This is a genomic window from Pseudonocardia hydrocarbonoxydans (assembly GCF_006539565.1).
GTDB classification, from domain to species: domain Bacteria; phylum Actinomycetota; class Actinomycetes; order Mycobacteriales; family Pseudonocardiaceae; genus Pseudonocardia; species Pseudonocardia hydrocarbonoxydans.
Genome location: NZ_BJNG01000011.1, coordinates 17,784 through 30,015, shown reverse-complemented (window position 1 = coordinate 30,015; position 12,232 = coordinate 17,784). Strand labels below are relative to the sequence as shown.

The 12,232-nt window shown below is 75.2% G+C and carries 9 protein-coding genes; 4 read left to right on the top strand and 5 right to left on the bottom strand.

Going from position 1 to position 12,232, the window contains the following annotated elements; all coding sequences use genetic code 11:
- Nucleotides 1–5 precede the first annotated feature (5 nt).
- The 3 genes from PHY01_RS05525 to PHY01_RS05515 form a co-directional block, all read right to left on the bottom strand.
- Nucleotides 6–791: an MBL fold metallo-hydrolase gene (locus tag PHY01_RS05525; RefSeq protein WP_170183652.1), complete on the bottom strand. Its 786-nt coding sequence runs from the start codon at nt 789–791 to the stop codon at nt 6–8.
- A 60-nt stretch (nt 792–851) separates the two neighbouring features.
- Nucleotides 852–2,210: an ATP-dependent 6-phosphofructokinase gene (locus tag PHY01_RS05520; protein ID WP_246085715.1), complete on the bottom strand. Its 1,359-nt coding sequence runs from the start codon at nt 2,208–2,210 to the stop codon at nt 852–854.
- 64 nt (nt 2,211–2,274) lie between these two features.
- Nucleotides 2,275–2,661: a pyridoxamine 5'-phosphate oxidase family protein gene (locus PHY01_RS05515; RefSeq protein WP_141277437.1), complete on the bottom strand. Its 387-nt coding sequence runs from the start codon at nt 2,659–2,661 to the stop codon at nt 2,275–2,277.
- A gap of 52 nt (nt 2,662–2,713) precedes the next feature.
- Here PHY01_RS05515 and PHY01_RS05510 point away from each other — a divergent pair, with 52 nt between their 5' ends.
- The gene (locus PHY01_RS05510) at nt 2,714–4,135 is read left to right on the top strand and encodes an MFS transporter (protein ID WP_246085714.1); all 1,422 of its coding nucleotides are present in this window, start codon (nt 2,714–2,716) and stop codon (nt 4,133–4,135) included.
- Nucleotides 4,136–4,138: 3 nt separating this feature from the next.
- Here the strand turns inward: PHY01_RS05510 and PHY01_RS05505 are convergent, their stop codons facing one another.
- Nucleotides 4,139–4,642 (bottom strand): PaaI family thioesterase, encoded by a 504-nt coding sequence (locus PHY01_RS05505; RefSeq protein WP_141277436.1) that lies wholly within the window; start codon nt 4,640–4,642, stop codon nt 4,139–4,141.
- A gap of 94 nt (nt 4,643–4,736) precedes the next feature.
- On the opposite strand from PHY01_RS05505, the gene PHY01_RS05500 reads away from it, so the two are divergent.
- Both PHY01_RS05500 and PHY01_RS05495 read left to right on the top strand, forming a co-directional pair.
- Nucleotides 4,737–5,204 carry a winged helix-turn-helix transcriptional regulator gene (locus PHY01_RS05500; protein WP_141277435.1) on the top strand — a complete coding sequence of 156 codons (468 nt, stop codon included), beginning with the start codon at nt 4,737–4,739 and terminating at the stop codon, nt 5,202–5,204.
- A gap of 29 nt (nt 5,205–5,233) precedes the next feature.
- Nucleotides 5,234–5,638: an SRPBCC family protein gene (locus PHY01_RS05495; RefSeq protein WP_141277434.1), complete on the top strand. Its 405-nt coding sequence runs from the start codon at nt 5,234–5,236 to the stop codon at nt 5,636–5,638.
- Between the two features lie 21 nt (nt 5,639–5,659).
- On the opposite strand, the gene PHY01_RS05490 is transcribed toward PHY01_RS05495, so the two are convergent.
- Nucleotides 5,660–6,502, bottom strand: coding sequence for an alpha/beta fold hydrolase (locus PHY01_RS05490; RefSeq protein WP_141277433.1), 843 nt, complete (start codon nt 6,500–6,502; stop codon nt 5,660–5,662).
- 120 nt (nt 6,503–6,622) lie between these two features.
- On the opposite strand from PHY01_RS05490, the gene PHY01_RS05485 reads away from it, so the two are divergent.
- Entirely contained in the window at nt 6,623–12,202 is a 5,580-nt protein-coding gene (locus PHY01_RS05485; protein ID WP_141277432.1) for an ATP-binding protein, read from the top strand.
- Nucleotides 12,203–12,232 lie beyond the last annotated feature (30 nt).

Genomic DNA, 12,232 nt, shown 5'->3' with positions numbered 1-12,232 from the left:
GGCGTTCACGGCAGCACGACCGGGTGGCCCGGCTCGGTGAGTGCGACGTGGGTGCCGACGCCGGCGGCCGCCACGGCCGCGGCGAACTCCCGCGGCGGCGCCACCAGCCGGTCGCGCATCCGCGCCCCCCGGCGGCCGGGAGCGACCGCCAGCCCGGCGGGCGCGAGCGTGCCCCAGTGCACGGGCACCGTCACCCGCGGCCGCAGCCGGGCGACGGCCTCGGCGGCCCGCTCGGGGTCGAGGTGCCCCGGGCCGAGGTCGGGGCCCCACCCCCAGACCGGGAGCAGGGCCACGTCCGGGCGGGGCAGCCGCGCCATCCCGTCGAACAGGTCGGTGTCGCCCGCGGCGTAGACGCGCAGGCCCGGGGCCTCCAGCAGGTGCCCCATGGCCCGCGCCTGGGGCCCCCGGGTGGACCGCGGCCCCCAGCGGTGCCCGCTGTGCGCGGCCTCCACCCCGGTGACGCGCAGCCCGCCGTCGACGAGCTCCTCCCCCGGCCCCAGCTCGTCGACCCACCCGATCCCCTTGCCCCGCAACCACTCCCCGGCCCCGCGGGGCACGACGACCCGGGCCCCGCGCAGGCGGCGCAGCGACGGCAGGTGCAGGTGGTCGGCGTGCAGGTGGGACAGCAGGACGAGGTCGACTCCGGTGTGGTCGTCGGCGGCGACGGGGGCCACCGTGCGCCGCAGCGGGCCGACGCGGGTGGTGAGCACGGGATCGGTCAGCACGACCCGCCCGGCCAGCTCCAGCCGCACGGTGGAGTGGCCGAGGAACCGCATCGCCAGCCCCTGCACGAGATCCAGTATTCACACCGGCCCCGCCCCGGCGGGACGGCGCCCGTGACCACCGCCGGGTCAGTCGAAGCGGACCGGCTGCCCCGTCGACTCCAGCACCGCCATCCACAGGTCGCCGTGCGGGTCGACCTGGTTGCGCCTGCTCACCGCCGCCGCCATCGGCACGTGCACGAACCGGCGCCGGTAGCGCCCGACGACCATCTCGGTGCGCCCGCTCATCGCCGCGTGCACCGCCGCCTGCGACAGGCGCACGCAGTACACCGAGTCGTAGGGGTTGGCGGGGACGCTGCGGATGGCGTAGCTGGGATCGATGTAGCGGATGGAGGTCTCGATGCCGGCGTCGGAGAAGTGGTCGCCGATGCGCCGTCGCAGGTAGGGGCCGACGTCGCCGAGCTTCGCGTTGCCCGAGGCGTCGGCGTCGGCGTCGTGGCCGAGCAGCTCCTGGCCCGCCCCCTCGGCCACCACGACCACGGCGTGCCCGCGCTCGGAGACCCGCCGCCGCAGGTGCGCGAGCAGCCCGCCCTCGCCGTCGAGGCCGAAGGGCACCTCGGGGATCAGGACGACGTCGGCGCCGCTGCGGGCGAGCGCGGCGTAGCAGGCGATGAAGCCGGAGTGCCGGCCCATGAGCTTGACCAGCCCGATGCCGTTGGCGGTCGACGTCGCCTCCACGCGGGCGGCCCGGATGGCGTCGCTGGCGTGGGAGAACGCGGTCTGGAAGCCGAAGCTCTGGTCGATGTAGGGGATGTCGTTGTCGATGGTCTTCGGGATGCCGACGACCGCGATCATCAGCCCGCGCTCGGCGACGGTGGCCGCGATCCGCATCGCGCCGCGCATCGACCCGTCACCGCCGACGACGAACAGCACGTTGACGTGCAGGCGCTCCAGGCAGTCGACGATCTCCCCGGCGTCCTGGTGGCCGCGGGAGGTGCCGAGGATCGTGCCGCCGTCGGTGGCGATGTCGCGCACCGACTCGGGCGTCAGGTCGACGACGTCGTGGCCGTAGGAGGGCACGAAGCCCTGGTAGCCGTTGCGGATGCCGATGACGCGCCGGACCCGGTAGTGGTAGGTCAGCGTGCGGACCAGCCCGGCGATCACGTCGTTGAGCCCCGGGCACAGCCCCCCGCAGGTGACGATCGCGGCGCGCGTCTTGGCCGGGTCGAAGAAGATCTTCCGGCGCGGCCCGCACGGCTCCATGCCGGGCAGCTCGCCGGCCGGGACGCCGCGGGCGGTGATGCCGGCGAGGGTGTCGTCGAGGAGGACCTTGTCGTCCTCGTCGACGTAGTGCTCGCTGGTGCGGCTGTTGTCCAGCAGCTCGGCCAGCGGCGAGGCGATGCGCGCGGGGCCGAGTGTGGAGATCGTCAGGTCCGGCGGGGCGGCGGGGGTGCGGGGCAGCGGCACCACCCTGGCGGGCTCGTTCACGGCGCTCCTCGTCGGTGGACGAACGAACCTGACTTGACCGGTTCAGTGTGCCGTGCCGGACCCGTCAGCTCAAGCCCATGACCCGTCGCACGGCGATCTCGATGACGACCCGCTCCGGGTTCTCCCGGGGCACCCGGTAGCGCTGCGCGTAGCGGCGCTCGGCCTCGGCGACGGAGTCGCGGTCGGTGCGCACCACGGCCGTGCCCTCCAGCGTCGACCAGCGCCCGCCGTCGACCTGCGAGACCACCGCGGTCCCGCGCTCGGCGGCGTTGCGGGCCTTGGTCGACCCGCCCCGGCAGATCACGCGCGCGAGCCCCGCCTCGACGTCGACGGTGACGCCGACCGGTACGACGTGCGGGCTCCCGTCGGCCCGCAGCGTGACCAGGGTGCAGAGGTGGCGTTCGGTCCAGAACTCGCGGAACTCGGCCGAGCCGTCGGTGAGGGTGCGCACCCGTCGACGCTATCAACTTGCCAATGACAACCTTCTCTGTTCACCTGGAGTGGTGACGCCCCCGGTCTCCCGTCCCGCCGTCGTGATCGGCGTGCTCGCGTCGTGCGGCTTCGCCGTGTCGCTGATGCAGACCCTGGTCGTGCCGCTGCTGCCGCAGTTCCCGCGGCTGCTGGGCTCCTCGACGTCGACGGTCACCTGGCTGGTGACGGCCACGCTGGTCGCGGGCGCGGTCTGCGCGCCGGTGCTCGGGCGCCTGGGCGACATGTACGGCAAGCGCCGGATGCTGCTCGTCGCCCTCGGGCTGGTGACGGCCGGCTCAGCGCTCGGCGCGGTCGCGCCGGGGATCGAGCTGCTGCTCGTGGCGCGGGTGCTGCAGGGCGCGTCGCTGGGGGTGGTGGCGCTGGGGATCAGCGTCATGCGCGACGTCCTGCCGCCCGGGCGCGTCGGCGGCGGGATCGCGCTGATGAGCTCGTCGCTGGGCATCGGCGGTGCGGTCGGGCTGCCGCTCACCGGGGCCGTCGCGCAGCAGGCGAGCTGGCGGTGGCTGTTCGCCGGGGCCGCGGTGCTGGGGGCGCTGCAGTTCCTGCTGGTCCGTCGCACGGTCGCCGAGTCGCCGTCGCGTTCGGGCGGGCGCTTCGACGTCCCGGGCGCGGTCGGCCTGTCCGTCGCGCTGGTGTGCCTGCTGCTGGCGATCTCCAAGGGCAGCGACTGGGGCTGGACGAGCCCGGCCGTGATCGGACTGCTGGCGACGGCCGTCGTGGTGTTCGCCGCGTGGGGGCGCCTGGAGCTGCGGACCCCCTCGCCGCTGGTCGACCTGCGGACCACCGCCCGACCGGCCGTCCTGTGGACCAACCTGGGCTCGATCCTCATCGGGTTCTCGATGTTCGCCGGCTTCCTGGTGACGACGCAGCTGCTGCAGGCGCCGGTGGAGTCCGGGTACGGGTTCGGGCTCCCGCTCGTCGCCGCCGGGCTCGTGCTGCTGCCGATCGGCGGGGCGATGGCGCTGTTCTCGCCGGTGTCGGCGCGGCTCTCGGCGCGCTTCGGCGCCCGCACCACGCTGGTGGCGGGCACGGTGGTGCTCGCCGTCGGCAACCTCGCGATGGCCGTGCTCCCGGACTCGATCGCGCTGGTGATGGCGGCCGCCACCGTCACCGCGATCGGGGCCGCGCTCGCCTACTCCGCGCTGCCGCTGCTGATCATGGCCGCGGTGCCGCCGACGGAGACCGCCGCGGCCAACAGCCTCAACACCCTGATGCGGATGCTCGGCACGTCGTCGTGCAGCGCGGTGGTGGCGGCGGTGGCGACCGGGCTGACCATCACCGTCGGCGGGGCCGTGCTGCCGGCCGCCGCGGCGTACACCGTGGTGTTCCTGGCCGCGGCGGGCGCCGGGGTGCTGGCCGCGGTGATCGCGGCACTGACCCCGCACGCGACGCCCGTCGCGGCCCCGCCGACGCCGGTGCCGGCCGCCGCCTGACCCTCACCCCGCCGGGCGGAAGATCAGGCAGCTGCTCGTGGCGTGGGCGCACAGCCGGCCCGCGCCGTCGTGCAGGCGGGCCTCGGCGAGCGCGGTACGCCCGCCCAGGTGCACCACCAGCCCCTCGCAGCGGACGGGCCCCGAGTCGGCGTCGAGGCCGCGCAGGAACTTCACGCTCAGGTCCAGGCTGGTGTAGCCCACCCCGGCCGGGAGGGCCGAGTGGACGGCGCAGCCCGCGGCGGAGTCGAGCAGCGTGGCGAACACCCCGCCGTGCACCGACCCGATCGGGTTGAAGTGGTACTCCTGCGGCTCCAGCCCGAACACCACCCGCCCCGACCCGACCTCCAGCAGCGTGAACCCCAGTGTCGTGGCGATCGGGGCGGGTGGCACCTCCCCCGCGGCCAGCGCGCGCAGGAACGTCTCCCCGTCGAGGCCCCGGGCGGCGGCCGCGGTGAGCAGCGGGTCCTGCCAGGTGTGGGAGCGCTCGCGGACGTCGGGCACGGTCATGCGGGTCCTCCGGCGGGCTGAGTTGTCAGGCGGAATGCAGCCTAGGCACCCTGCGTCCTCGCACGCAACCCATCCCCGGGCTACGCTGGCCCGTATGGACTTCCGCGAGCTCGACAGCACGCGTTGCTCCGTCGCCCGCACCGCCGCGCTGGTGGGCGACGCGTGGACCGTCCTCGTGCTGCGCGACCTGTTCAACGGCATCCGCCGCTTCGACGATCTCGCGGCGCACCTGCACATCGCCCGCAACGTCCTCACCCGGCGGCTGACCGCGCTCACCGAGGCCGGGCTGGTCGACCGCGTCCCCTACCGCGAGCCCGGGCGGCGCGAGCGCCACGAGTACCGGCTCACCCCCGCCGGCCGCGACCTGCGCCCGGTCGTCCTCGCGATGCTCGAGTACGGAGACCGGCACCTCGCCGGGGCGGACGGACCCCCGATGCGCGTCGAGCACGACGGGTGCGGCGAACCGGTGTACGTCGAGGTGCGCTGCGCGGCGGGGCACCTCGTCGACCCGGCGACCCGCCTGCGGACGGTGCCGCTGGCCCCCGCGCTGCACGCGGGTTAGGCCGGTACCGGCCCGGGTACGCCCGGCGCATGGGTGACCACGAGCGCAGCACGACCGTCGACGCCGAGCCCGGCGTCCTGTTCGACTACCTCTCCGACGTCGAGAACCTGCCGCACTACTTCGCCGCGATGCGCTCCGCCGAGCCCGCGGGCGGCGACCAGGTGCACACGGTCGCCGACGTCGACGGCACGACCCGCGAGGGCGACGCCTGGTTCGTCGCCGAGCGCGACTCGCGCACGATCCGCTGGGGCGCGCCGGGGCCGCACGACTACAGCGGCGAGCTCGCCGTCGAGGGGTCGGGCGCCGGATCGCAGGTGACGGTGCGGCTGCACACCGAGCACGTCGACGGTCCCGCGATCGACCGCGGGCTGGACGAGACGCTGGCGGCGATCAAGCGCAACGTCGAGCAGGGCGCGGACCCGGCGGCGCCGTAGTCCGCGTCGTGGTCCCCGCCGTCAGCCCGGGTGGGCTGCCAGGTGGGCCAGCAGCAGCTCGGCGAGCTGCTCCGGCGCCTCCTCGGGGATCCAGTGGCTCACCCCGCGCAGTTCGGCGTAGGAGTACGGCCCGGTGACGTGGGTGTGCGCGAGCTCGACGCTCTGCCGGGTCAGCGCGACGTCGCGGTCGCTCCAGACGAACAGCGTGGGCACGGTGACCGGCGGGTCGGCGTCGCGCGGGTCGGAGACGGACACGGCGCGGTACCAGTTCAGGGCGGCGGTGAGCGCGGCCGGGTCGGCGAGGCGGGCGGCGTCGCGGCGGGCCCGCTCGCGGGTCTGGCCGGAGTGGCGCAGGGCCGCGGACAGGCGCGGGGAGTACCCGCGGCCGTCCGCGCGCAGCAGGCGCTCGGGCAGCCACGGCAGCTGGAACGCCGCGAAGTACCACGACGCGAGCACCTGCCGGGTGGTCAGGAGCGAACGCGCGTAGGCCGCGACGGGCGGCACCGAGACCGCCGTCAGCGAGCGGACGGCGTCGGGGAAGCGCGCCGCGAGCCGCCAGGCGACGGCCGCACCCCAGTCGTGCCCGACGACGTGCGCGCGGCCCCCGGCGTGCTCGGCGATCACGGCGAGCGCGTCGGAGGTGAGCGCGGCGCGGCGGTAGGCGGCCCGGCCGGCGGGGCGGGCGCCCGCGGAGTACCCACGCTGGTCGGGCGCCACGGTGCGGTATCCGGCGTCGTGCAGCGCGGGCAACACGGCGTCCCAGGAGTCGGCACCCTGCGGGAACCCGTGCAGCAGCAGCACCGGTGGGCCGTCGGCCGGGCCGGAGACGTGGACGGTGAGCTCACCCGCGGCGATGGTCGTCACGGCGCCATCATCGCCGATTCACCCCCGTTCCCCCTCCCGCAGGTTGTGCCGCCCGGGGCGGGTCGGCTTGGGTGGGGCGGCGGCCGGTGGATCCCGGCTGCACCGAACGAGGGGAGCGAGATGAACCAGGCGTTCCAGCGCATCGCGATCGTCAACCGGGGCGAGCCCGCCATGCGGTTGATCCATGCCGTGCGGGAGTGGAACGCCGAGCCCGATCGCCGACCGCTGCGCACGATCGCCTTCTACACCGCGGTCGACCGGGCGGCCATGTTCGTGCGGGAGGCCGACGAGGCCGTGCTGATCGGCTCTCCCGATCCCGACCAGGCGTTCACCGGCACCAACCCCTACCTCGACCTCGCCGTGCTGGAGCGGGCGCTGCGGGAGACCCGCGCCGAGGCCGTGTGGCCGGGCTGGGGGTTCGTCTCCGAGCGCGCCGAGTTCGCGCAGCTGTGCGCCGACCTGGGGATCGTGTTCATCGGCCCGTCCGCGCAGGTGATGGAACGCCTCGGCGACAAGATCGCGGCCAAGCGCCTGGCCGAGGAGGTCGGCGTCCCGCTGGCGGCGTGGAGCGGCGGGCCGGTCGCCGACGTCGACGCCGCCCGCGAGCACGCCGAGAAGATCGGCTACCCGCTGATGGTCAAGGCCACCGCGGGCGGCGGCGGGCGCGGCATCCGCCGGGTCACCCGCCCGGAGGACCTGGCGGAGGCGTTCGAACGCGCCGGGTCGGAAGCCGCGAAGACCGCCGGGGACGCCACGGTGTTCCTGGAGCGCGCGATCTCCGGAGGGCGCCACGTCGAGGTGCAGGTCGTCGCCGACGCCACCGGTGACGTGTGGACGCTCGGCGTCCGCGACTGCTCGGTGCAGCGCCGCAACCAGAAGGTCATCGAGGAGTCCGCCTCCACCGCCCTGGACGCCGAGCAGGAGCAGCTGCTGCGCGACTCCGCGGCGGCGCTGGCGAAGGCCGCGGGCTACGTCAACGCGGGCACCGTGGAGTTCCTCTACGAGCCCAAGGAGCGGCTGCTGTCGTTCCTGGAGGTCAACACCCGGCTGCAGGTGGAGCACCCGGTCACCGAGGCGACCACCGGCGTCGACATCGTCAAGCTGCAGCTGCACGTCGCGATGGGCGGGCGGCTGGCCGACATCGCCGACGGGGCGCCGCCCGCGCGCGGGCACGCCATCGAGGCCCGGCTCACCGCCGAGGACCCGGAGAACGGCTTCGCCCCCGCCCCCGGCCGCATCGAGCATCTCGCGCTGCCCAGCGGGCCGGGCGTGCGCGTCGACACCGGCGTGGCCGCGGGCGACGTCATCCCGCCCCAGTACGACTCGATGATCGCGAAGGTGATCGCCTGGGGCCGCGACCGCGACGAGGCGCTCGCCCGGCTGGGCCGCGCGCTGCACCAGACCGCCGCGGTGATCGACGGCGGCACGACCAACAAGGCGTTCCTGATCGACCTGCTCGGCCGCCCCGAGATCGTCTCCGGCGACACCGACACCACCTGGCTCGACGGGCTGATGGCCGCGGGCTACACCCCGCCCCAGCGCCTCGACGTGGCCCTGCTCGCCACCGCGGTCGAGGCGCAGGAGGCGCACGTCGCCCGCCAGCGGGAGCGGCTGTTCGCCTCCGCGGAGCGCGGGCGCCCCGAGGTCGGGCACGACACCTGGTACCAGGTCGACGTCCGCGCGGGCGGCGAGTCCTACCGGCTGCACGTCGCGCAGTCCCGCGGCACCCGCTACCGGGTGCTGCTCGACGGCACCCCGCTCGACGTCGACACCGAGCGCACCGGCCGCTTCGAGCGCAAGCTCACCGTCGGCGGGCGGACCTTCGCCGTGCTCACGGCCCCGCAGGACCCCGACGTCCTGGTCGAGGTCGACGGCGCGGTCCACCGGATCTCCGGCGGCGAGGTCGGGCTCGTCCGCGCGCCCGCGCCCGCGATGGTCGTGTCGATCCCGGTCGCCGCGGGCGACGAGGTGGAGGCGGGCGACGTCGTCGCGGTCGTCGAGTCGATGAAGCTGGAGACGGCGCTGCGCGCGCCGGTGGCCGGGCGCGTCGCGGAGATCCTCGTCGACGCGAACACGCAGGTCGAGGGCGGCACGAAGCTGGTCCGCCTGCAGCCCGACGCCGACGCCGACGCCGCCACGGGCGGGGCCCGCGCCGACCTGTCCGGCCTCACCGGCGCCGACGCGGGGTCCACCGACGCCGCCGCCGAGGCCGCCGACGCCCTGACCTCGCTGCGCTTCCTGGTGCTCGGGTTCGACATCGACGAGCGCGACGCCCGCCCGCTACTGGACCGCCTCACCGCCGCCCGCGACGCCCTGCCGCCCGACGACGCGAGCGTGCTGGCCGGGGAGACCGCGGTACTGCGGATCTTCTCCGACCTCTGCGCCCTGTCGCGCAACCGCCGCGGCTCGGCCGACGGGGAGCCGACCGGCGAGCAGGAGCGCAACCCGCAGGAGTACCTGCACGCCTACCTGCGCTCCCGCGACGCCGACGCCGAAGGGCTCCCGGAGTCCTTCCAGGCCCGGCTGCGCCAGGCGCTGGCGCACTACGGCGTGCCCGACCTGGAGCGCTCCGACGCTCTGTCCGCCGCCCTGTACCGGATGTTCCTCGCGCACCGCCGCGCGTCGGCGCACGTGCCGGTCGTGCTGGCGCTGCTGCAGTGGCGGCTCACCCACCCCGACGCCCTGCCGGAGTCGGCCCGCGAGGACTACCTGCGCACCCTCGACCAGCTCGTCACGGCCACCCAGCTGCGGCACCCGGTCGTCGGCAGCCTGGCCCGGCGGGTCCGCTACACCTGCTTCGACGCTCCGCTGATCGCGGCCGAACGGGCGCACGGGCAGCAGCTGGTGCGCGAGCGGCTCGACGCGCTGCCCGCCCCCGGCGACCCGGCGCGCGCGGAGGGCATCGAGCGGATCGTGGCCGCGGCCGAGCCGATCCTCGACGTGTTCGGCGAGCAGCACCACGCGGCGATGCTGGAGGTGATGACGCGGCGCTACTACCGGGTCCGCCCGCTGCGCGACGTCACGCTGTCCGACCGGGGCGGCCGGCCGCTGCTCACCGCCACCTACACCCACCGGGACCAGGACGTCACGGTGCTCGCCACGACCGTCTACACCTCCCCCGACGCCCCCGCCGGCACCGACCCGATGGCCGTCCAGGGCGACCTGCGGCGGCTGCTGCTGGGCGTCCCGGCCGGCACCAAGGTGGCGCTGGACCTGTACGTGATCGCCGGGGAGGCCCCCGACGCCGACCCCGAGCGGTCCGCGGAGAAGATCCTCGCGCTGCTCGGGCGGCTGCCCGAGCCGCTGGCGCAGGTCGCCGTCGCCGTCCGCCGCCCGCGCGGCGACGAGCGCTCGGCCTGGTTCACCTTCCGGCCGGGGCCGGACCGCCGTCCCGTCGAGGACCGGACGCTGCGCGGGCTGCACCCGATGGTCGCCGAGCGCCTGGGCCTGTGGCGCCTGGAGGACTTCGAGCTCACCCGGCTGCCGTCGCCGGTGGACGTCCACCTGTTCCGGGCGGTCGGCCGCAAGGTCCCCGACGACGCGCGCCTGGTCGTGCTGTCCGACGTCCGCGACCTCACGCTGCTGCGCGGCGAGGACGGCAGCATCCGCGCGCTGCCCCAGCTGGAGCACGTGCTCGACTCCTGCCTCGACGCGCTGCGGTCCGCCCGTGCGGCCGACCGCGGCGACGCGAAGCTGGAGTGGAACCGCGTCCTGCTCTACATCTGGCCCGTCGTCGACGTGCCGCTGGCCGAGCTGGGCGACGTCGTGCGGCTGCTCGCCCCGCGCACCGACGCGCTCGGGCTGGAGCAGGTGCTGGTGCAGTTCCGGCTCGCCTCGGGGCGGGTGGGCGAGGCCGGAGCTGGGGAGCCCTCGGAACACCTGCTGCGGATGTCGCGACCGCCCGGCGCCGGGCTCACGGTGCGCGTGACGGAGCCCCCGACCTGGCCGATGCGCGAGCTGGACGCCTACGCGCAGAAGGTGATCCGGGCGCGGCGCCGCGGCGCGGTGTACCCCTACGAGCTCGTGCCGATGCTGCTGCGCAACCCCGATCCGGGGGGCGCGCAGGGCGTCTTCACCGAGTACGACCTCGACGACGCGGGCCACCCGGTCGTCGTCGAGCGGGCCCCCGGCGGCAACACCGCGAACCTCGTGCTCGGCACGGTCACCACCCCGACGGTCCGCTACCCCGAGGGCATGACCCGTGTCGTGCTGATCGGCGACCCGACGAAGGCGCTGGGTGCGCTCGCCGAGCCGGAGTGCCGCCGCGTGCTGGCCGCGATCGAGCTGGCCCGGCGACTGGACGCACCGATCGAGTGGTTCGCCGTGTCGGCGGGCGCCAAGATCGCGATGGACTCCGGCACCGAGAACATGGACTGGATCTCCCGCGTGCTGCGCGGGATCATCGAGTTCACCCAGGACGGCGGAGAGCTCAACGTCGTGGTCACCGGCATCAACGTCGGCGCCCAGCCGTACTGGAACGCCGAGGCCACGATGCTCATGCACACCAAGGGCATCCTGGTGATGACGCCGGACAGCGCGATGGTGCTCACCGGCAAGCAGAGCCTCGACTACTCCGGCGGGGTGTCCGCCGAGGACAACTTCGGCATCGGCGGCTACGACCGGATCATGGGCCCGAACGGGCAGGCGCAGTACTGGGCGCCCGACCTCTCCGGCGCCGTCGACGTCCTGCTCGCCCACTACGCGCACACCTACCGGGCGCCGGGCGAGCGCTTCCCGCGGCCCGCGCAGAGCTCCGACCCGGTCGAGCGCGACGTCTCCTCCTCCCCGCACAACGGGCCGGGCTGCGACTTCGCGACCGTCGGCGAGGTGTTCTCGTCGGTGACCAACCCCGAGCGCAAGAAGCCCTTCGACATCCGCTCGGTGATGGCCGCCGTCGCCGACGCCGACCACCCCACGCTGGAGCGCTGGGCGGACATGATCGACGCCGAGGGTGTTGTCGTGCTCGACGCGCACCTGGGCGGGCAGCCGGTGGCGCTGCTGGGCATCGAGTCGCGGCCGCTGCCGCGGCGCGGGCGGATCCCCGTCGACGGACCGTCGTCGTTCACCGCGGGCACGCTGTTCCCCAAGTCGTCGAAGAAGACGGCGCGGGCGATCAACGCGGCCAGCGGCAACCGCCCGCTGGTGGTGCTGGCCAACCTGTCCGGCTTCGACGGCTCCCCGGAGTCGCTGCGCGAGGTCCAGCTGGAGTTCGGTGCCGAGATCGGGCGCGCCGTCGTCAACTTCGACGGGCCGATCGTGTTCTGCGTGGTGTCGCGCTACCACGGCGGGGCGTTCGTGGTGTTCTCCAAGACGCTGCACGACAACATGGAGGTCGCGGCCGTCGAGGGCTCCTACGCGTCGGTGATCGGCGGGGCGCCCGCGGCGGCGGTGGTGTTCGCGGGCGAGGTCAACAAGCGCACCGCGGCCGACCCCCGGGTGGCCGATCTGCAGGCCCGCGTCACCGACGCCCAGCAGGCGGGCGACGACGCGGAGGCCGCGCGGCTGTCGGCCGAGCTGGTCGGGCTACGGCCCGCGGTGCGCTCGGAGAAGCTGGGGCAGGTGGCCGACGAGTTCGACACCGCCCACAGCGTGCAGCGGGCCCAGCGCGTCGGGTCGGTGGACCGGATCGTCCCCGGCCCCGAGCTGCGGCCGTACCTGATCGGGGCCGTCCGCCGCGGGATGGAGCGGGCCGGGGGGTGACCGCGCGCCGCGACCCGGGGCTTCCCGCCC